The following is a 21,092-nucleotide window of genomic DNA, read 5'->3' as shown; positions in this document are numbered from 1 at the left end:
ACAGGGGGAGTTACGTGTCGTCCTTAGCGAGGCGCGGGATGCCCGCGATCCGGTAGGCGTCCGCCTCCTCCAGGGTCTCGCTGGCCAGCAGCGCCTGGGCCAGGTCGTCCAACTGGCCACGGTGGTCGCGGAGTTTGTGGCAGGCCTCCTCGTAGCACTCGTCGACGATGCGCCGCATCTCGTGGTCGATGACGTCGAGGGTCGCGGGCGCGGCGGAGAGGCCGTAGGCCTGCTGGAAGTCGCCCGGGAGGGCCGACAGGCGGCCGACGCGCTCGCTCATGCCCCAGCGGGCGACCATCCCGCGCACGATGTTGGTGACCTGCTCCAGGTCGTTCTCCGCACCGGTCGTGACGACCCCGTAGACCACGTGCTCGGCCGCCATCCCGCCGAGCGCGCCGATGATCCGGCCGCGCAGGTACTCCTCGGTGTACGCGTACCGGTCCGCGTCCGGCGTCGACAGCGTCACGCCGAGGGCCCGCCCGCGCGGCACGATGGTGATCTTGCGGACGGGGTCCGCGCCCGGCTGGAGCATGCCCAGCAGGGCGTGTCCGCTCTCGTGGTAGGCGGTCCTGCGGCGCTCCTCCTCGGGCATCACCAGCGGCCGTTCCGCGCCGAGCTGGACCTTCTCCAGGGCCTCCGAGAGGTCGGCCCGGGTCACCTGGTCCTGCTGGCGCTTGACGGCGAGGAGGGCGGCCTCGTTGGCGAGGTTGGCCAGCTCGGCGCCGGTCATGCCCGGTGTCGTACGGGCCACGTGGGCCAGGTCGACGTCCCCGGCGAGGGGGATCTCGCGGGTGTGGATCTCCAGGATCGCCTTGCGGCCGCTGCGGTCCGGGGGCGAGACCATGACCACCCGGTCGAAGCGGCCCGGGCGGGTCAGGGCCGGGTCCAGGACGTCGGCGCGGTTCGTGGCCGCGATGACGATGACGCCCTCCGAGCCGGAGAAGCCGTCCATCTCGGTCAGGATCTGGTTGAGGGTCTGCTCGCGCTCGTCGTGGCCGCCGACGGTCCCGCCCCCGCCCCGGGCCCGTCCGATGGTGTCGATCTCGTCGATGAAGATGATCGACGGCGCCACCTTGCGGGCCTCCGCGAACAGCTCACGCACGCGTGACGCGCCGACGCCCACGATCATCTCGATGAACTCGGACGCCGACGCCGAGAAGAACGGCACCCCCGCCTCACCGGCCACCGCCCGCGCGAGCAGTGTCTTGCCGGTGCCCGGCGGTCCCGCCAGCAGCACGCCCCGGGGCATCTTGGCGCCCATCCTGCGGTAGGCGTCGGGGTTCTTCAGGAAGTCGACGACGTCGTGCAGCTCGCCCTGGACCTCGTCGATGCCGGCGACGTCGTCGAACGTCGTCCGCAGGTGTCCCGGCTCCAGCTCGACCGGCTTGGGCGGCGCCTTGCGGCCGAGCATGCCGCCCGGGCCGCCCAGTCCGCCCCCTGCCCGCATCCGCCGGGCGACGAACACCCACACGGCGATGAGCAGCACCATCGGGGCCAGTGAGATCAGCACATTGGCGAGCACACTGCGGTGCTGGACGACCGGCTCCGCCGTGACGGTGACGTTGTTCTTGGTCAGGTCCTGCCAGAGCTGGTCGTCCGCGAAGGACGGCCGCTGGGTGTTGAACTTGGTGTACGAGCCGCCGCCGTCGGGGTTCTTCCGCGACGTCTTGAGCTGCCCCTGGATCGCGTCGCCCTTGGCGTAGATCTTGCCGACGTTGCCCGCGTCGACCTGCTTGCTGAACTCGGTGTACGAGATCGTCGGCTCGTCGCCCTCGTTGAAGAGCCACAGCGCCAGGTTGGCGACGAGAAACACGAGCACCGCGGTGAGGATCAGCCCCCACCAGCCGCCGCGTATCCGCCGCCCGCCCGAGGACGGCTTCGGCGGCTCCTCGGGAGTGCCCTCGGTACGCCAGGGCTTGTCCGGCGACTTCCGCGGCGGCGCAGGGTTGGTCATATCGGGACGTTACGACACCGGACCCAGGTCAGCACCTGCGGGAACGCATCGGGGGCGCTTCTCCCGCACGGACATCGTGCGAGGAGCAGCGCCCCCGACCGCGTACGAAGAGAGCCGTCAGCCCATGAACTTCTTGAACTCGTCCGGCAGCTCGAAGTCCTGAGCGCCCTGCTGGGGCAGCCCGAGCGCGTTGCCGCCCTGGGCCTGGGCCTCGCGGCGCTGGGCCTCCTCCAGCTCCTGCTGCTTGCGCTTCATCGGGTTGCCGGAGCGCTGCTTGCCCTTGGCCTGCTTCGGCTGCTTCTTCTGCCGGCCGGGGCCGCCGCCCATGCCCGGGATCCCCGGCATGCCGGGCATGCCGCCGCCCTGGGCCATCCGGGACATCATCTTGCGGGCCTCGAAGAACCGCTCGACCAGGCCCTTCACCGCGCTGACCTCGACACCGGAGCCCTTGGCGATACGGGCGCGGCGGGAGCCGTTGATGATCGTGGGCTCCTGGCGCTCGGCCGGGGTCATCGACTTGATGATCGCGGCCGTGCGGTCGACGTCCCGCTCGTCGAGGTTGGCGATCTGGTCCTTGATCTGGCCCATGCCGGGCAGCATGCCGAGCAGCTTGGAGATGCTGCCCATCTTCCGGACCTGCTCCATCTGGGCCAGGAAGTCGTCCAGGGTGAAGTCCTGGCCCTTCTTGGACGCCAGCTTGGAGGCCATCTTCTCGGCCTCTTCCTGACTGAACGTCTTCTCCGCCTGCTCGATCAGGGTGAGGAGGTCACCCATGTCGAGGATGCGGGAGGCCATCCGGTCGGGGTGGAAGGCGTCGAACTCGTCGAGCTTCTCGCCGTTCGAGGCGAACATGATCGGCTTGCCGGTCACCGAGGCGATCGACAGGGCCGCGCCGCCACGGGCGTCGCCGTCGAGCTTCGACAGCACGACACCGTCGAACCCGACGCCGTCCCGGAAGGCCTCGGCCGTGTTCACGGCGTCCTGGCCGATCATCGCGTCGACGACGAAGAGGATCTCGTCGGGCGAGACGGCGTCCCGGATGTCGGCTGCCTGCTGCATCAGCTCGGCGTCGATGCCGAGGCGGCCGGCGGTGTCCACGATCACGATGTCGTGGACCTTGGTCTTCGCGTGCTCGATCGAGTCCTTGGCGACCTGCACCGGGTCACCGACGCCGTTACCGGGCTGCGGGGCGTACACCGCCACGCCGGCGCGCTGCGCGACGACGCTGAGCTGGTTGACGGCGTTGGGGCGCTGGAGGTCGGCGGCGACGAGGAGCGGCGAGTGGCCCTGCTCCTTCAGCCAGAGGCCGAGCTTGCCCGCGAGCGTGGTCTTACCGGCGCCCTGGAGACCCGCCAGCATGATCACGGTGGGCGGCTGCTTGGCGAACCGCAGCCGTCGGGTCTCCCCGCCCAGGATCGTGACCAGCTCTTCGTTGACGATCTTGAGGACCTGCTGGGCCGGGTTCAGCGCCTTGGAGACGTCGGAGCCGAGGGCGCGCTCCTTGACGTTCTTGATGAACGTGCGCACGACGGGCAGGGCAACGTCGGCTTCGAGGAGAGCGATGCGGATGTCACGGGCCGTGGCGTCGATGTCCGCCTCGGAGAGCCGGCCCTTCCCGCGAAGGTTTTTGAAAGTCGCGCTGAGGCGGTCTGAGAGGGTATCGAACACGGTGGCGTCGGTCCTCGGAGTCGGGGGCAGTGTGGATTGCTCTCCAGGGTATCTGGCCCGGCAGGACAATCGTCCCCGCCCGCGGTATTCGGCGGACGGGGACGGAAGCCCGCGTCTGCGGGGAGCGACCGCAGGTCACGCCCGCAGGAGTTCCTCCAGCTTGCGGGCCGTGGCCGTCGCCTCCTCGCCCGGCAGGGGCAGGCCCTGGGATCCGGTCACGTAGAAGGCGTCCACCGCGTTCGCGCCCAGCGTGGAGACGTGCATGCTGCGCACGCGCAGGCCCTCGTCCTCCAGGGCGCGGCCGATGCGGAACAGGAGCCCGGGGGCGTCCTGGGCGCGGACCTCGATGACCGTGGCGTGGTGGGAGGCCGCGGAGGCCACCGTGACGCGCGGCGGCGGTGCGACCACGCCCCGGCGGCGCGGGTAGGCCGCGTCGCGCTCGGCGAGCCGGCCGGCGATGTCCAGCGAGCCGTCCAGGGCGCGGACGAGGTCGGCGCGCAGCCGGGCCGCCTGGGGCAGCGAGCCGTACTCGGCGGCGACCCGCCAGTTCAGCAGCAGGACGGTGCCGTCGACGCCGTCCGGGAGGTCCAGGGCGCGCAGTTCGGCCGTACGGACGGTCAGCCGGTGCATGGCGAGCACGCCGGCCACGGCGGGCAGCACGCCCTGCTGGTCGGGGACGGCGATGAGCAGTTCCACGCCGAGCGGCTCGGGGTCGCCGGCGAGCTGCTCCTCGGTGGGCGCCTCGGTCTGGGCGCGCAGGGACAGCACCGGGCTGCCGGTGGCGATCGCCTCGATGGCCAGCCGTTCCTGTTCGGCGGTGGGCGCGGCGGTGTCGGGTTCCTCGGGCGCGTCCCCGGCGAGGACCGCCGCGACCCGCTTGACCAGGTCCGTCACGAGCGAGCCGCGCCAGGAGGACCAGGCGGCGGGGCCGGTGGCCAGGGCGTCCGCCTCGGTGAGCGCGTGCAGCAGTTCCAGGGTGCTCTGCGAGCCGACCGCCTCGGCGACCGAGCGGACCGTGGCCGGATCCTCCAGGTCGCGCCGGGTGGCCGTCTCGATCAGCAGCAGGTGCTGGCGTACGAGCGTGGCGAGGACGGCGACGTCGGCGCGGTCGAAGCCGATGCGGGCGGCGACGTCCTTGGCGATGATCTCGCCGGCCACCGAGTGGTCGCCGGGCCAGCCCTTGCCGATGTCGTGCAGCAGCGCGGCGACGAGGAGGAGGTCGGGGCGGCTGACGCGGCGGGTGAACTCGGAGGCGCGGACGGCGGTCTCGATGAGATGCCGGTCGACGGTCCAGATGTGCACGGCGTTGCGCTGCGGCCGGCAGCGCACCCGCTCCCAGTCGGGCAGCAGCCGGGTGATCAGGCCTTCGGCCTCCAGGGCCTCCCACACCTCGATGGTGGGCTGGCCGGAGCCGAGCAGGGTGACGAGCTGTTCGCGGGCCTCGGCGGGCCAGGGCGTGGGCAGGGGGCGCACGGTGGCGGCGAGGCGGCGGACGGCGTGCAGGGAGAGCGGGAGGCCTGCCTGTGCGGCGGCGGCCGCGGCGCGCAGGGGGAGCACGGGGTCGCGTTCGGGGCGGGCGGCGCGGGCGAGTACCACCTCGCCGTCCTGTTCCACGACGCCTTCGGCGAGCGGGGACCGCTCGGTGGCGGGCTTGGCGCCGCCGCCCAGCATGGCCCGCAGCCGCGGCCTGACGGCGCGCGAGCGCAGCACGCGCCCCACTTCGCGCCAGGTGACGTCACTGGCGTACGAGATGACCCGCGCCGCCTCGTACACCTGCCGCAGCAGCGTGTCGGCGTCTAGGAGGCCGAGTTCGGCGGCGACCTGGTCCTGTTCCTGGAGCGCGAGCCGGTCGGTGGCGCGCCCGGTGGCCAGGTGGAGGGCGTCGCGGACGTCGAGGAGGCGGCGGCGGGCGTCGTCGAGGCCCTCGCGGGGGGCGTCGGCGAGCCAGGAGGCGGCGACGGCGCGCAGCGCGGTGGCGTCCCTGAGGCCGCCGCGGGCTTCCTTCAGGTCGGGTTCCAGGAGGTACTGCAGCTCGCCCTGGCGTTCGGCGCGCTCGGTGCACAGTTCGAGGAGTTCGGGGAGGCGCTTGGGCGCCTGGTTGCGCCAGTCGGCGAGGACGGCCGTACGCAGTCCGGCGGTGAGGGCCGGGTCGCCGGCGAGGTGGCGGGCGTCGAGGAGGCCGAGTTGGACCTTGAGGTCCTCGGCGGACGTCCTGCGGGCCTCGGCCGGGGTGCGGACGGAGTGGTCGAGGGCGAGGCCGAGGTCCCAGACCGGGTACCAGAGGCGGTCGGCGAGGGCGGCGACCGCCTTGGAGTCGGCGCCGTCGTGCAGCAGGAGGAGGTCGAGGTCGCTGCGCGGGGACAGCTCGCCGCGGCCGTAGCCGCCGACGGCGACCAGGGAGACGCCCTTCAGGTCCTCGGTGCCGGCGGTGAAGAGCCCGGTCAGCCAGTCGTCGGTCAGCTCGGCGAGAGCGGCACGGCGCGGCGGCCCGGACCGCGCCCCCTCGGTGAGGAGGCGCAGCCGGGCCGCCGCGTAGCCGCTGGGTCCCGAGTCCTCTGCATCCATGCGCACGTCCGTACTCGTCACCCAGCGACTCCTGTTCTGTTCTGCCGTCAGAGCGCGTCCGGGCCGCGCTCGCCGGTGCGGACCCGTACGGCTGTCTCGACCGGGAGGGACCAGACCTTGCCGTCACCGATCTTGCCGGTGCGGGCCGCCTTGACGATGACGTCGATCAGTCCTTCGGCGTCGTCGTCCTCGGCCAGCACCTCGATGCGGATCTTGGGGACGAGGTCGACGGTGTACTCGGCGCCGCGGTAGACCTCGGTGTGTCCCCGCTGACGACCGTAGCCGCTCGCCTCGGTGACCGTCAGGCCGTGGACGCCGAAGGCCTGGAGGGCTTCCTTGATCTCGTCGAGCCGGTGGGGCTTCACGACGGCGGTGATGAGCTTCATGCGTCCACCTTCTTGCTCGCCGTTGCGGTGTGGGAGGAGATCGAGCCGCCGACGATGCCGCCGCCCGCTCCGCTGAAGTCGTATGCGGTCTCGGCGTGCTCGGCCTGGTCGATGCCGGCGATCTCGTCGTCCTCGGAGACCCGCATGCCGATGGTCTTGTCGAGGAGGAAGGCGAGGATCGCGGAGGCGATCAGGGAGTAGGCGAGGACGGCGAAGACACCGGCGCACTGCTTCCAGAACTGGGTGAGGCCGCCGCCGTAGAAGAGGCCCTCCACCGCGGACTGGCCCTTGCCGCTGGCGAAGAGGCCGATCAGCAGGGAGCCGACGACACCGCCGACGAGGTGGACGCCGACGACGTCGAGCGAGTCGTCGTAGCCGAACTTGTACTTCAGGCCGACGGCCATGGCGCACAGCACACCGGCGATGGCGCCGATCGCGATCGCGCCGAGCGGGGAGACCGCACCGCCGGACGGGGTGATGGCGACGAGACCGGCGACCGCGCCGGAGGCCGCGCCCAGCGTGGTGAACGCGCCGTGGCGGATCTTCTCGTAGATGAGCCAGGCGAGCATGGCGGCGGCGGTGGCGACCTGCGTGTTGACGAACATCAGCGCGCCGACGCCGTCGTCGTTGCCGAGCCACGAGCCGGCGTTGAAGCCGAACCAGCCGAACCACAGCAGACCGGCGCCGAGCATGACCAGCGGCAGGCTGTGCGGGCGCATCGGGTCCTTCTTGAAGCCGACGCGCTTACCGATGACGAGGATCACGCCGAGGGCCGCGGCACCGGCGTTGATGTGCACCGCCGTACCACCGGCGAAGTCGATGACGCCCAGCTCGAAGGCCCAGCCGCCGGCGCCCCACACCCAGTGGGCGACGGGGAAGTAGACGACCGTGGCCCACAGGGCGACGAACAGCGCCCAGGCCGAGAACTTGACGCGGTCGGCGAGGGCACCGCTTATCAGGGCCGGCGTGATGATGGCGAACATCATCTGGAAGACCATGAAGACGAAGATCGGGATGGTGTAGCCGTCCCAGAGGTCCGTCAGGCCGATGTTGCTGAGGCCGACCCAGTCGGAGTTCCAGCCGATGAGGCTGCCGGAGTCGGTACCGAAGGCGAGGGAGAAGCCGTACAGCACCCACAGGATGGTGACGATCCCGATGCTGATGAAGCTCATCATCAGCATGTTGAGCGTGCTCTTGACGCGGACCATGCCGCCGTAGAAGAAGGCAAGGCCCGGGGTCATGATCAGCACCAGGGCGGAACAGATGAGCATGAAGCCTGTGTTCGCGGAGGACAGCTTGGGTGCCTCCGCGGCAAGCGTGATGGCTGGTGCCATCGGCGTCTCCTCGTCGTAGGTACGGCCCCGTGCGGGCGAAGCCAGTGCGGGTGGTGAGGGGTGGGCCGGTTATGCGCCATGAGATTGGCGCAGCGCGGTTTCGGTGGAAGCCCCTGGTTGTTTCGCCGCCGTGACGAAGGCGTCTCGTGTGTTACGCATAGATGAACTGCCGGATTCTGGCGGAATCGATCGTTATCGTGGCGCAACCTTCGGGCGGGCGCCACGCGGACCGGCCGCGGTCGGCCTTCCGATGACCTGGCATGGGGGAGCCGAGTCGGGCAGTTCGGGAGGGCCGGCCGCGGCCGGGGTTCAAGGGTTTCGGTCGGTGGACCGGCCGGTTCAGACCGCTTCGGCCGTCTCCGGAAGTTCGATGGTGAGGCGCTCGGTGAGGTCGATGACCTCGGAGAGATCCCCGAACTCGCGCACGGCGCTGTCCACGGTCTTTCGAATACGAGTGTTGACGCGCTCGGAGCGCACCTTCTTGGCCTCCTGCATGGCCTTGGTGGCGAGGACCGCGCTCTGCTCGGGCTCGCGCTGCAGCAGGTGGACGGTGGCCATGCCGATCAGGTTCAGCACGTACGACCGCTGGTGGTCGGTGTCGTCGGTGAACAGGTGCACGGCCTTGCGCATGAGGGGCTCGGCCAGCGAGGCGTACGTGGGGCTGCGGCCTGCGACGTAGGCGAGGTCGCGGAAGGAGTGGCTGTTCTCGCCGTACAGCTCGGCCTCGGAGAAGAAGCGGATCCAGTCGGGGTCCGGCTCGTCCCACTCGGCGGCCTCGGCGAAGGTGTCCTCGGCCATCCGCACGGCCCGCTTGCACCGCCCGGGCTGCCCCATGTTGGCGAAGGCGCGGGCCTCCATCGCATACAGCATGGACTGGGTGCGCGGGCTCGCGCAGTCGCGGCTGCCGTACTGCGCGAGGTGGATCAGCTCCAGCGCGTCCTCGGGGCGGCCGAGGTGGATCATCTGGCGGCTCATGCTGGACAGCACGTACGAGCCGAGCGGCCGGTCACCGGCCTCCTTGGCGGCGTGCAGGGCGAGGACGAAGTACTTCTGCGCGGTCGGCTGGAGCCCGACGTCGTAACTCATCCAGCCGGCCAGCTCCGCCAGCTCGGCGGCGACCTTGAAGAGCCGGCGCGCGGTGGACTCGGGGTGCGGCTCCTGGAGGAGGTCGGTCACCTCGTGCAGTTGTCCGACGACGGCCTTGCGGCGCAGGCCGCCGCCGCACTGCGCGTCCCACTGCCGGAACATCGTGGTGGTGGACTCCAGCAGGTCAAGCTCGGGTCCGGAGAGCCGGCCGCGGGCCCGGCTGGTGGGCACCGAGTCCGGCTCCTGGCGCGGGGCGGGCGGGGACGGCACGAGCCAGCGCTGCATGGGTTCGATGAGCGTCGGCCCGGCACACAGGGCGAGCGAGGTGCCGAGGAAGCCGCGCCGCGCCAGCATGAGGTCGCTGCGCGAGAACTCGCTGAGCTGGGCCACCGTCTGCGGGGCCGTCCACGGCAGGTCGACGCCGGTCACGGAGGGTGCCTGGCGCGCCGTGCGCAGCCCGAGGTCCTCGACGGAGACGACGCAGCCGAACCGCTCGGAGAACAGCTCCGAGAGGATCCTCGGGATGGGCTCGCGGGGGTTCTCGCCGTCCAGCCAGCGGCGCACCCGCGAGGTGTCGGTGGAGATGTGGTTGGCGCCCAACTGGCGGGCCCGGCGGTTGACTTGACGGGCCAGTTCGCCCTTCGACCAGCCGCTGCGCACGAACCACGACGTGAGCAGCTCGTTCGGACGCTTGTCCGTGCCCGTAGCGCTGTTTCCGCTTCCGCCGTTGCCGCTCACTGGAACGCCCCCATCCCTGAGACCACTTGTCACTGAGTGCGCCAAGCCTTATCAGAATGCCGGTAAATAGGGCCCACCGTCCGGGACCTGCCACCCTTCGAACGGAAAGCCGACTTGCCTCCGGCATACCCGAAAGCGCATGTGCCTCCAGGACCCGCACACTCAACGTAATCCTACGATCACGCCTCCAGCCACGGCGATCCCGGAAACGCCACCATTCGCCACCCCTTCGAATGAACTCCCGCTGACCTGCACGCGATTCACTTGACAGCGGAAGGCCGGGAGTGAGTGGAGCGAAGCACTCAGGGGCGCACGCAGCCGAACACACCACCCGGAGCACTTCAGGGCGCTGCCCGGATCGAGCGGCCACCGGACAGCGGAAAGCACGGAGAGTCATGATGGTCACCGCTGCGTAACCATCGCCGCGCCGGACCCGTTGGAGGGGGCATGGGCTTCACGATCGGCGGCATTCGCGAGATCCGCTCCGGCGCGCGCAGGCGCTCTCGCTCGTCCGAGTGCACCGCCGTCGCCGAGTTCACGGGGCTGTGGGGCTGGGACGCGGTGCCGGGCGCACGGGCCGCGGCGGGTGTCTGCTCGTGCGGGCGCGCCGGTTGTCGCGAACCGGGCGCGCATCCCCTGGAGTTCGCCCCGCGGGTCCCCGCCGGCGCCACCCTCGACGAGGTGAGCAGGACCTGGTCGGAGTTCCCGGGCGCCGCGATCATGCTGCCCGTGGGGCGCGCGTTCGACGCGATCGAGGTCGCCGAGCCCGCCGGCCGACGGGCCCTGGTCCGTCTGGAGCGGATGGGCCTGCCCCTCGGTCCGGTCACCGCCACCCCCGAGGGCCGCACGCAGTTCTTCGTCGCCCCCGGCGCCGCCGCCGAGCTGACCGACCTCCTCTACCGCATGGGCTGGGACGACCCGGCCGCCCTCGACCTGCGCGGCCTCGGCCCCGGTACGTATGTCACGGCCCCGCCCTCCGACCGCGGCGGCCTCGGCCCGGTCCGCTGGCTGCGCCCACCCGCCCTGGACTCGGCGACCCGCCCGCCGGAGGCCCGCCTGCTGCTGGGCACGCTGGCGTATCTGGCGCACCGGTCGCGCGCGTAACCGCATCGGCCCCAGGGCCGGTCGTACACAGCGAAGCGCCCGCTCCCCACTGCGTCTGGGGGCGGGCGCTTCTTCGCGGCGGCCACTGAATCGGGTACGGGTACCTGTGTCAGTCGCCGATCAGGGCGTCGACGAACGCCTCCGGGTCGAACGGCGCCAGGTCGTCCGCGCCCTCGCCGAGTCCGATGAGCTTGACCGGTACGCCCAGCTCGCGCTGGACCGCGACCACGATGCCGCCCTTCGCCGTACCGTCCAGCTTGGTCAGGACGATGCCGGTGATGTCGACGACCTCGGCGAAGACCCGGGCCTGGACGAGGCCGTTCTGCCCGGTGGTGGCGTCGAGGACGAGCAGCACCTCGTCGAGCGGGGCGTGCTTCTCGACGACGCGCTTGACCTTGCCCAGCTCGTCCATGAGGCCGGTCTTGGTGTGCAGCCGGCCGGCGGTGTCGATGAGGACGACGTCGACGCCCATCGCCTTGCCCTCCTTCACCGCGTCGAACGCGACGGAGGCGGGGTCGCCGGCCTCGGGGCCGCGCACGGTGTGGGCGCCGACCCGGTCGCCCCAGGTCTGGAGCTGGTCGGCGGCGGCGGCGCGGAAGGTGTCGGCGGCGCCCAGGACGACGCTCCGGCCGTCGGCGACGAGGACGCGCGCGAGCTTGCCGGTGGTGGTGGTCTTGCCGGTGCCGTTGACCCCGACGACCATCACGATGCCCGGCTTGCGCTCCTCGGGCTCGGTCTTCACCGTGCGGTCGACGTCGGTGCCGACCAGCTTGAGCAGCTCCTCGCGCAGCAGGGCGCGCAGCTCGACGGGGGTGCGGGTGCCGAGCACCTTGACGCGTGCGCGGAGGCGCTCGACGAGTTCCTGGGTGGGGGCCACGCCGACGTCCGCGGTGAGCAGCGTGTCCTCGATCTCCTCCCAGGTGTCGTCGTCGAGGTGCTCGCGCGAGAGCAGCGTGAGCAGGCCCTTGCCGAGGGCGTTCTGCGAGCGGGAGAGACGGGCGCGGAGGCGGATCAGCCGCCCCTCGGTGGGCTCCGGGATCTCGATCCCGGGAGCCTCGACGGCGGGCGGTTCCTCGACGGCGGTGCCGGTCGGGCCGCCGCCGGGGAGATCCACCTCCTCGATCGTGCGGCGCGGTTCGTCGCGCGGGGTCTCGGCCTCGTCGCCGACGTGCGGCTCGGCCGGCGGGGCGGTGATGTCGGGCGCGGTGGGGGGCGGCGGGGGCAGCGACTTCTTCCGTCGGCTGCCGACGACGAGCCCGCCCAGCACACCGAGCACGACCACGGCGATGACTACAGCAAGGATGACGGTTTCCATAACGCACCCAGTATGCGTGACCCCTCTGCGGCGGGGCGGGTGGCCGCACGCCCGAACGGCGGCATGCCGCTCCCCTGGTTACCTGACGCATCGTCAGCTAACGTCCCCCTGCGTCAGCACCGCGTCAGCACCCGACCCGCCCGGCGAAGGGGGCCTCCCATGCCCGTCACCGTCGTCCGTTTCAACCTCGTCGCCCCCGGCGCGAGCCCCGCCGAGCTGGGCGTCCGCTACCGGGCGGCGCTGGAGATGGCCCGGTACGCCGACGAGCGCGGGGTCGCCGTCGCGCAGACCGAGGAGCATCACGGCGTCGAGAACAACTGGCTGCCGTCGCCGTTCGCCTTCGCGGGCGCGGTGCTGGGGGCGACGCGGCGGCTGGCGGTGACCGTGTCGGCGGCGATCGGCCCGCTGCACGACCCGCTGCGGCTCGCCGAGGACATCGCCGTGCTCGACCTGCTCAGCGGCGGGCGGCTGGTCACGGTCGCCGGGATCGGCTACCGGCCCGAGGAGTACGCGTGGGCGGGGGTGGACTGGAAGCGGCGCGGTCGCCTCCAGGACGAGCTCCTGGACACCCTGCTCAAGGCCTGGACCGGCGAGGAGTTCACGTACCGGGGCCGTACGGTACGGGTCACCCCGCGCCCGGGGTCCGACCCGCACCCCCTGCTCCTGGTCGGCGGCTCCTCCCGGGCCGCCGCCCGCCGGGCCGCCCGGTTCGGGCTGCCGTTCTTCCCGAGCGCGCACCTTCCGGAGCTGGAGGCGTACTACAAGGAGCGGCTGGTGGAGTACGGGACGGACGGCTGGACGATGATGCCGGGCGCGGAGACGCCGCTGCTGCACCTCGCCGAGGATCCGGACCGGGCGTGGGCCGAGTACGGCGGCCACTTCCTGCACGAGGCGCGGACGTACGCATCCTGGCAGTCCGGTGACATCCGCTCGGCGGTGCGGTCGGGGGCGACGACGGTCGACGGGCTCCGGGAGGAGGGGGTGTACCGGATTCTCACGCCGGACGCGTGTGTGGCGCAGGGGCTCGACCACCTCGTACTGCATCCGCTCGCGGGTGGGATGCCGGTGGCCGAGGGGTGGCGGAGTCTGCGGCTGTTCTGCGACGACGTGCTGCCCCGGCTCGGAGGGTGAGGGTCAGCCCATCTCCTCCAGGGTCTTGCCCTTCGTCTCCTTGACGTACCTGAGGACGAAGGGGATGGAGAGCGCGGCGAAGACGGTGTAGATCAGGTAGGTCGCGGAGAGGTTCCAGTCGGCGAGGGACGGGAAGCTCGCGGTGATGGCCCAGTTGGCGATCCACTGTGCGGAGGCGGCCACGCCCAGGGCGGCGGCGCGGATCCGGTTGGGGAACATCTCGCCGAGGAAGACCCAGACGACGACGCCCCAGGACAGGGCGAAGAAGAGGACGAACACGTGGGCGGCGATCAGGGCGATCCAGCCCTGGGTGGCGGGCAGCTTGCCGTCGACCAGGTCGAAGGAGAACGCCCAGGCCTCCAGGCCGAGGCCGACGACCATGCCGACGGAGCCGATGAGGGCGAGCGGCTTGCGGCCGACGCGGTCCACGAAGATCATCGCGATCACGGTGCCGAGGATGTTGATGATCGACGTGGTGAAGGAGTAGAAGAACGAGTCCGTCGGGTCGACGCCGACCGACTGCCACAGCGTCGAGGAGTAGTAGAACGCGACGTTGATGCCGACGAACTGCTGGAAGACCGACAGGCCGATGCCGATCCAGACGATCGGCTTGAAGAAGAAGCCGCCGCCGAGCAGGTCCTTGAAGGCCGACTTGTGCTCGCTCCGCATGGCGTGCTCGATCTCGGTGACGCGGGCGTCCAGGTCGCCGCTCGGTCCCTCGACCTCCTGAAGGATCTCGCGGGCGCGGTCGTGCCTGCCGACGGAGATCAGGAAGCGGGGCGACTCGGGGATGGCGAAGGAGAGCAGGCCGTAGAGGACGGCCGGGACGACCATCACGCCGAGCATGACCTGCCAGGCCTCCAGGCCCATCAGCTTGCCGCGCTGGTCGCCGCCGGCTGCGTTGAGCAGACCCCAGTTGACGAGCTGCGAGACGGCGATGCCGATGACGATCGCGGCCTGCTGGAAGGAGCCGAGGCGGCCGCGATAGGCGGGCGGGGCGACCTCGGCGATGTAGGCGGGGCCGATCACGGAGGCCATGCCGATGGCGAAGCCGCCGACGACCCGCCACAGGGCGAAGTCCCACAGCGCGAAGGGCAGTGCGGAGCCGACGGCGCTGACCGTGAACAGGGCGGCGGCGATCTGCATGACCCGGATGCGGCCGACGCGGTCGGCGATCCGGCCGGCGGTCGCCGCGCCGACCGCGCAGCCGATCAGGGCGACGGCGATGACCTGCGCCAGGGCCACGGAGCCGATGTCGTAGCGGTCCCGGATGGCCTCGACGGCGCCGTTGATGACGGAGCTGTCGTAGCCGAAGAGGAAGCCGCCCATCGCGGCCGCCGCCGCGATGAAGACGACGTGCCCGAGATGATCGGGGTGAGCCGCCCGGGCTCCTGACTTCTGTGCCTGCGCTGCGCTGGTCACGTTCAACTCCTCGGGCCGCCGGCAACGCTGCCGACGGGGGTCGACCCCCGGATAGGTGGTACCTGAAGGTAAATACAACGTTGCCGAGACTATGCCTTCAAGTCTCAAAGTCAAACGTGAGGAAAGGTGAGATCTAAGGCACAGAAGTGCCGCGTTCGTTCACTTCTTGAACCCGGATGGGTCGGAGGGGGTCGGAAGGGGTCTGAGTGGGCGGTTTGATGGCTCAGCGCAGGCGCTGGCTGATCACCTTCGACACGCCGTCGCCCTGCATGGACACGCCGTACAGCGCGTCGGCGACCTCCATCGTCCGCTTCTGGTGCGTGATCACGATGAGCTGCGAGGACTCCTGGAGCTCCTCCATGATCCGGATGAGCCGCTGGAGGTTGGTGTCGTCGAGGGCGGCCTCGACCTCGTCCATGACGTAGAACGGGCTGGGCCGGGCCTTGAAGATCGACACCAGCATCGCGACGGCGGTCAGCGACCGCTCGCCGCCGGAGAGCAGGCTGAGCCGCTTGACCTTCTTGCCCGGGGGCCGGGCCTCGACGTCCACGCCCGTGGTGAGCATGTTGTCGGGATCGGTCAGGATCAGCCGCCCCTCGCCGCCCGGGAAGAGCCGGCTGAAGACGCCCTCGAACTGCCTGGCCGTGTCCCGGAACGCCTCGGTGAAGACCTGCTCGACGCGCTCGTCGACCTCCTTCACCACCTGAAGCAGGTCGGTTCGGGTCTTCTTGAGGTCCTCCAACTGCTCGCTGAGGAACTTGTGGCGTTCCTCCAGCGCGGAGAACTCCTCCAGGGCGAGCGGGTTCACCTTGCCGAGCTGCTGGTACGCCCGTTCGGCCGCCTTCAGCCGCTTCTCCTGCTCGGCCCGCGCGAACGGCCTCGGCTGGTTGCGCGGGTCCTCGGGGTCCTCCGGCAGCGCCTCGCCCTCGGCGGGCGGCGACGGCGGCACGAGCTGATGCGGCCCGTACTCGGAGACCAGCCCGGCGGGCTCCACGCCCAGCTCCTCCAGCGCCCTGGTCTCCAACTGCTCGATCCGCAGCCGCTTCTCGGCGCCGAGCACCTCGCCCCGGTGCACCGAGTCCGTCAACGTGTCCAGTTCGGCCTTGAGTTCGCGGCCGGCGGTGCGGGCGGCGGCCAGTTCCTGTTCGCGCCGCGCCTTGGCCGCGTCGGCGGCGACCCGCTCCGCCTCGGCCCGCCCGAGGGACACCTCGACATGCGCGAGCAACTGCCGCGCGCCCGAGCCGACGGCCTCCGCGACGGCCGCCTCGTGCCGCAGCCGCGCCCGCCGCTGCTCGGCACGCGCGCGTGCCTCGCGCTCCGCCCGCGCGGCCCGGTCCAGCGAATCGGCCCGTCCGGCCAGCCCCCTGACCCGCTCCTCGTGCGTACGGGCCTGGAGCCGCGCCTCCATCTCGGTCTGCCGCGCGTTGGCCCCGTCGGCGGCGAGCCGGTCCCGCACGGCGGTGTCGGGCTCCTCCTCGACCGGCAACTCCTCGGCGACGGCCAGCCGTTCGGCCAGTTCCTCCGCGTCCTCCACGGCCCGGTCGAGCGCGTCCTGCGCCCGCACCGCCGCCGCCGTGGACCGCTCGGCCTCGCCGGCCGCGCCCCTCGCCTGGCCCGCGAGCCGCCCGAGCTGCTGGGCCACGGCCGACTTCTCCCGGTCGGCGGCCCGCCGCCGCTCCCCCAACTCCTCGACGAGCGCGGCACATTCCGTACGCCGCTCCCCCGCCGCCCGCTGCACCCGCGTCAACTCCTCGCACCGCACGGCCAGTTCTTCAAGTGCGACGGCGGCCTCGTCGACGGACGCCTGCACCTCCAGCAGGCTGGGCGCGCCGGCCGACCCGCCGTGCGCGAAGTGCGCCCCGAGCAGGTCGCCTTCGGCGGTGACGGCGGTCAACTCGGGCCGGGAGTACACCAGTTCCTCGGCGTCCTCCAGCGTCCCGACGACGACGATCCCCCGCAGCAGCCGCCGCACGGCGGGCATCAGCTCGGCGGGGCCTCGTACGAGATCGGCGGCGAAGCACCTCCCCGCACCCGGGCCCGGGACGCCCGAGTCGTCGGCGTCCCGGGCCACCGGGGCGCCCGCCAGGAGCAGTGCGGCCCGGCCCGCGTCCTGTTTGCGGAGCAGGCGGATGGCCTCGGCCGCCGACGCGGGTGTCGTCACCGCGATCGCGTCGGCCGCGGCCCCGAAGGCCGCCGCGAGCGGGATCTCGTGTCCCGGGGTCACCGTCAGCAGTTCGGCGGCCGGGCCGAGCAGGCCGGTCAGGCGGTCGCGGGCGCCGAGCAGCGCGCCCGTGCCGTCCTTGCGGCGCAGGCCCAGCGCCAGCGTCTCGTGGCGGGCCTGGGTCGCGGCGCGGCTGCGTTCGGCCGCCGTGGCCGCCTCGCGGGCGGCGCCGAGGGCGGCCTCCGCCTCGGCGAGCCGCCGCCTGGCCGTCTCGTGCTGTTCGCCCAGTGCCTGGTCACCGGCGTCGAGGCCGTCGACCTCCGCCTTCAGCTCCTCGTACTCCTGCTGTGCGGTGACCGCGCGTTCCTGCGCCTCGTCGCGGGCGGCGGCCAGGCGGTCGATCTCGGCCTGGGCCGAGGCGGCGCGCGAACGGGCCGCGTTGACCTGGCCGTTCAGCCGGGCCAGCCCCTCGCGGCGGTCGGCGATGGCCCGGGCGACGTCCTTCAGCCGGCGTTCCTCGACGGCGAGTTCCCGCTCCAGGTCGGCGCGGTGGGCGACGGTGTCGTCCAGGGCGTGCTGGGCCGCTTCGAGGGCGGCCGCCAACTCGGCCTCCTGCTCGCGGACCCGGGCGGCCTCCCGCTCCATGTCCTCGGGGTCACGGCCGCGCCGCTCCTCCGGGGGCACGGAGGTCGCGCTCTTCACGCGCGCGTCGGCGAGCGAGATCGTGCCGCGGACGCGTTCGGCGAGCTGAGACAGCTCGTACCAGGTCTGCTGGGCCTGCTGGAGGCGTGGCGTGAGCCGCCGGACCTCGTCCTCCGACTGCGCCTCGCGCTGGAGGGCCTTCCGCAGCTCCTGCTCGGCGGCCTCCTTGCGCCCCTTGAGCGCGGCCTCGTCGGCCACCTCGGCCCGCAGCGCCTCCCGCAGCCGTACGAGGTCGTCGGCCAGCAGGCGGAGCCGGGCGTCCCGCAGGTCGGCCTGGATGACGGCGGCCCGGCGGGCGACGGCGGCCTGCCGGCCCAGGGGCTTGAGCTGACGGCGGAGTTCGTCCGTCAGATCCTGCACGCGCGCGAGGTTGGCCTGCATCGCGTCCAGCTTGCGGAGCGCCTTCTCCTTGCGCTTGCGATGCTTGAGAACGCCCGCGGCCTCCTCGATGAAGGCGCGGCGGCCCATGGGATCGGCGTGCAGGACGGAGTCGAGCTGGCCCTGACCGACGATGACGTGCATCTCGCGGCCGATGCCGGAGTCGGACAACAGGTCCTGGATGTCGAGGAGGCGGCAGGTGTCGCCGTTGATCTGGTACTCGCTGCCGCCGTTGCGGAACATGATCCGCGTGATGGTGACCTCGGCGTACTCGATGGGCAGCGCCCCGTCGGAGTTGTCGATGGTCAGGGACACCTCGGCGCGGCCCAGCGGGGGGCGGCCGGTGGTGCCGGCGAAGATGACGTCCTCCATCTTGCCGCCGCGCAGCGACTTGGCGCCCTGCTCGCCCATGACCCAACTGAGCGCGTCGACGACGTTGGACTTGCCCGAGCCGTTCGGTCCGACGACGCAGGTGATCCCCGGTTCGAACCGGAGCGTGGTCGCGGAAGCGAACGACTTGAACCCCCGGAGGGTCAGGGCCTTGAGGTGCACGGCGCTGGACTCTACCTTCCGGGAATGTCCCACTCCATGAACCCGCGGTTTCACCCATGAACGCGCAGGGCACACCAGACGTTAAGAGACTGAAAGGGTGCGCGGGGGAGCGAAAGAAAAAGACAGAAGACGCAAGAAAAAGACGGCAGAAGACGTCAGTAGAAGACGTCAGAAGACGGAAAGAGAAAGAAAGAAGGGACGCCGAAGCGTCCCTTGCAAACTCTTAGTACTTAGCGGTTCGACGCGGCTGATGTGTGCCGCCCGACCACTGCGAGTGCCGTTGTGCAGCGGTGCAGCGATCAGGTGAGCGCAGGCTCCGCCTGGCGTGCGTCGATGCTCTCCAGAAGCGATTCGTGAGAAGCGGCAGCCGTCAGCGCGTCGTTCTCGGCCTGGATCCGTCCGAGCTCGGATTCCAGATCCTGTACGCGCTGCTGGAGCCGTCGCATCTCGGAGAGGAGTCGCGGGTCGGAGCCGCCGACGTAACCGAGAAGCGCCTTTGCCATGATGGATGGTCCTCCACACTGAGTGACCGACCGAAGCGGTGTGGGTCGTGAGGGATTCGCACCCGCGGTGTTTGGCAGGATCTTGTTTGGTGCTGCCGTTCATCCATGCCAAACAGCTAAGGTGCGCGGGGTGCTTTCAGCGTCTCACCAAAAAGTTTGACGGTCAACACGATCACGCCCCGTATTGGCGGGCATCCCGGTGGCACGCGGCCGAAACGGCGGCGCTGCGACTCCTGCGGGGACCTCGAGGCGTGGCGATCATCCTTGCGTGCGGAGCGTCCCACCGCAAGCAGTTCTTGGCAACCACCTGGCCCTTTCCGCTGCGGGCAGGTGCCGGTGGCATGTCCCGGCGCTCGGCGGGGGCCGCCTCGCACGGAGTTCTCAGCGGATCGCGAAGCCGTCGTAACCGCCGCGCGGTGTGTCCCAGATCTCGGTGACTCCGTCCACGTGCCCGGGCGTGTCGTCGCCCAGGAGCCAGCCGAGCAGCCCCTCGCAGCCCTCACGGGCCCCTTCCGCCACCACCTGGACCCGGCCGTCGGCCAAATTGAGAGCAAAGCCACTCAGGCCGCCGATCTCCAGCGCCTTCGCCCGCGTGAACCAGCGGAATCCCACGCCCTGCACGTGTCCGCGCACCCAGGCCACCAGCCGTACATCCTCGTTCATGGGTGCAACCTAACCGGGCAAAGTCGCTCGGAGCACTTCCCTCCTCAGCACCATGGGGTACCGTCCCGACCCAATGATTCTCATATGAAACTCACTCGATCGGGTGAGTCAGGTTGACCAGAAGGCCCAGGAGGCGCGCGTCGCCCCAGGTCTTCGGCCGACCGTGGGAACACCGCCTGGACGAGGAAGGCAAGGACATGGGACGCCACCGACGCTCCGACGCCGGCCGCGCCGCCAAGGGCCGCGCCACGGGGGTCACACAGACGCACGGCTCGCACGCGGACAGCCACATCCCGCAGGACTCGCACGGGGTCGACCACCCCACGGCGGGGATCGCGCCGTACCTGAACCCGGAGGCCTACGCCGACTCCGTCGCGAAGAGCCAGGAGTACCTGTTCTCGACGCGGCACGGGGGCACGGACGGGGAGAAGGGCGGGTACGACCACGCCGACACCATGGTGTTCGCGGCCGACGGGTTCACGCCCGGCGGCGGCGCGCCGCGGACCGCGTCCGGCCAGGCCGGTGTGAGCCGCCGCCGGAGGAAGAGGATCGGCACGCCGGTCAAGACGGGTCTGCTCGGTGTGTCCGCGGCGGTCGCCCTCGGCACCGTCGCGGTGGCCACCGGCGTGGTGCCCGGACTCGAGAGCTACCAGCTCGGCGGCGGCACCGGCCCCGGCGAGAAGGTCCAGGCCGCCGACTCGCCGACCAACTCGCCCGCCGAGCAGGGCGGCACGTCCGGCACCGCCGACGACGAGCGCGGTGGTACGTCGACCAGCCGCGACGCCAACCGCTCGGCCTCGCCGTCCGCCTCGCCCACACCCTCCGCCTCTGCTTCCGCTTCCGCCTCGAAGGCGGCGCCGTCGACGGCACCCGCCAAGACGGCGACGCCCCAGAAGCCGAAGCCCACGCCTTCCAAGCAGCGGAAGACCACTCCTGCGGCCCCGGTGGCGACTCCGTCCAAGTCGAGGGCGGCGGCCAAGGCCCCGGAGCGGGTCGAGTCGCCGGTGACCGTCTCGGCCGAGGCGCAGGCGGCGGCCGAGGTGCTGCGGCTCGTCAACGTGGAGCGGTCCAAGGTCGGGTGCAGCGCCCTCTCCGCGAACAGCGCGCTGTCGGGGCTGGCCGAGAAGTTCAGCGACGACATGGCCGCGCGGGGCTTCTTCGACCACACCGACCCGGACGGGGCGAGCCCCTGGGACCGGGCCGCCAAGGCCGGCATATCCGACCTCGGCGGCGAGAACATAGCCCGCGGCCAGTCCGACGCGGCAGCCGTCATGGAAGCCTGGATGAACAGCCCCGGCCACCGGGCGAACATCCTGAACTGCGACTTCAAGACGCTGGGCGTCGGCGTCCACTTCGGGTCCGGCGGACCCTGGTGGACGCAGGACTTCGGCTACTAGGCCCTAGGCCTGCGGAAAAGACTCCGCAGGAAC

The 21,092-nt window shown here is 71.4% G+C and carries 14 protein-coding genes; 3 read left to right on the top strand and 11 right to left on the bottom strand.

What is annotated here, in order from left to right; translation table 11 throughout:
- Window positions 1-10: 10 nt before the first annotated feature.
- The 6 genes from ftsH to BMZ82_RS27130 all read right to left on the bottom strand — a co-directional run bounded on the left by ftsH (window position 11) and on the right by BMZ82_RS27130 (window position 9,731).
- Window positions 11-1,954, bottom strand: a complete 1,944-nt coding sequence (gene ftsH / locus BMZ82_RS27155) for an ATP-dependent zinc metalloprotease FtsH (protein WP_093780036.1) — start codon at window positions 1,952-1,954, stop codon at window positions 11-13.
- Between the two features lie 117 nt (window positions 1,955-2,071).
- Window positions 2,072-3,622 (bottom strand): signal recognition particle protein, encoded by a 1,551-nt coding sequence (gene ffh, locus BMZ82_RS27150; RefSeq protein ID WP_093780035.1) that lies wholly within the window; start codon window positions 3,620-3,622, stop codon window positions 2,072-2,074.
- Between the two features lie 135 nt (window positions 3,623-3,757).
- Window positions 3,758-6,208, bottom strand: a complete 2,451-nt coding sequence (locus tag BMZ82_RS27145; RefSeq protein ID WP_093780034.1) for a [protein-PII] uridylyltransferase — start codon at window positions 6,206-6,208, stop codon at window positions 3,758-3,760.
- 26 nt (window positions 6,209-6,234) lie between these two features.
- A complete protein-coding gene (locus tag BMZ82_RS27140; protein ID WP_006379495.1) occupies window positions 6,235-6,573 on the bottom strand; it encodes a P-II family nitrogen regulator in 339 nt (112 codons plus the stop codon).
- Window positions 6,570-7,907: an ammonium transporter gene (locus BMZ82_RS27135; RefSeq protein ID WP_093780033.1), complete on the bottom strand. Its 1,338-nt coding sequence runs from the start codon at window positions 7,905-7,907 to the stop codon at window positions 6,570-6,572. Before BMZ82_RS27135 ends, BMZ82_RS27140 begins: the two co-directional genes overlap by 4 nt.
- 339 nt (window positions 7,908-8,246) lie before the next feature.
- On the bottom strand, window positions 8,247-9,731 hold the full coding sequence (locus tag BMZ82_RS27130) for a transcriptional repressor NsdA (RefSeq protein WP_093780032.1): 1,485 nt from the start codon (window positions 9,729-9,731) through the stop codon (window positions 8,247-8,249).
- 447 nt (window positions 9,732-10,178) lie between these two features.
- Here BMZ82_RS27130 and BMZ82_RS27125 point away from each other — a divergent pair, with 447 nt between their 5' ends.
- Window positions 10,179-10,835, top strand: a complete 657-nt coding sequence (locus BMZ82_RS27125; RefSeq protein ID WP_093780031.1) for a bifunctional DNA primase/polymerase — start codon at window positions 10,179-10,181, stop codon at window positions 10,833-10,835.
- Between the two features lie 109 nt (window positions 10,836-10,944).
- Here BMZ82_RS27125 and ftsY read toward each other — a convergent pair whose 3' ends face one another.
- A complete protein-coding gene (ftsY, locus tag BMZ82_RS27120; RefSeq protein ID WP_093780030.1) occupies window positions 10,945-12,150 on the bottom strand; it encodes a signal recognition particle-docking protein FtsY in 1,206 nt (401 codons plus the stop codon).
- A gap of 159 nt (window positions 12,151-12,309) precedes the next feature.
- Between ftsY and BMZ82_RS27115 the strand changes: the two genes are divergently transcribed.
- A complete protein-coding gene (locus tag BMZ82_RS27115; RefSeq protein ID WP_093780029.1) occupies window positions 12,310-13,281 on the top strand; it encodes an LLM class flavin-dependent oxidoreductase in 972 nt (323 codons plus the stop codon).
- Window positions 13,282-13,284: 3 nt separating this feature from the next.
- Here BMZ82_RS27115 and BMZ82_RS27110 read toward each other — a convergent pair whose 3' ends face one another.
- The 4 genes from BMZ82_RS27110 to BMZ82_RS27095 all read right to left on the bottom strand — a co-directional run bounded on the left by BMZ82_RS27110 (window position 13,285) and on the right by BMZ82_RS27095 (window position 19,662).
- Window positions 13,285-14,703: a sugar porter family MFS transporter gene (locus BMZ82_RS27110; RefSeq protein ID WP_093780028.1), complete on the bottom strand. Its 1,419-nt coding sequence runs from the start codon at window positions 14,701-14,703 to the stop codon at window positions 13,285-13,287.
- Between the two features lie 223 nt (window positions 14,704-14,926).
- On the bottom strand, window positions 14,927-18,496 hold the full coding sequence (gene smc, locus BMZ82_RS27105) for a chromosome segregation protein SMC (RefSeq protein ID WP_093780027.1): 3,570 nt from the start codon (window positions 18,494-18,496) through the stop codon (window positions 14,927-14,929).
- Between the two features lie 299 nt (window positions 18,497-18,795).
- Entirely contained in the window at window positions 18,796-18,999 is a 204-nt protein-coding gene (locus BMZ82_RS27100) for a hypothetical protein (protein WP_093780026.1), read from the bottom strand.
- A gap of 381 nt (window positions 19,000-19,380) precedes the next feature.
- Window positions 19,381-19,662, bottom strand: a complete 282-nt coding sequence (locus BMZ82_RS27095) for an acylphosphatase (RefSeq protein ID WP_093780025.1) — start codon at window positions 19,660-19,662, stop codon at window positions 19,381-19,383.
- Window positions 19,663-19,859: 197 nt separating this feature from the next.
- On the opposite strand from BMZ82_RS27095, the gene BMZ82_RS27090 reads away from it, so the two are divergent.
- On the top strand, window positions 19,860-21,059 hold the full coding sequence (locus BMZ82_RS27090) for a CAP domain-containing protein (RefSeq protein WP_093780024.1): 1,200 nt from the start codon (window positions 19,860-19,862) through the stop codon (window positions 21,057-21,059).
- Window positions 21,060-21,092: the final 33 nt, after the last annotated feature.

The sequence above is a fragment of the Streptomyces sp. yr375 genome (genome assembly GCF_900110755.1).
Lineage (GTDB): Bacteria > Actinomycetota > Actinomycetes > Streptomycetales > Streptomycetaceae > Streptomyces.
Note: the sequence above shows the minus strand (reverse complement) of the source record. Positions and strands in the feature narration are given on the sequence as shown.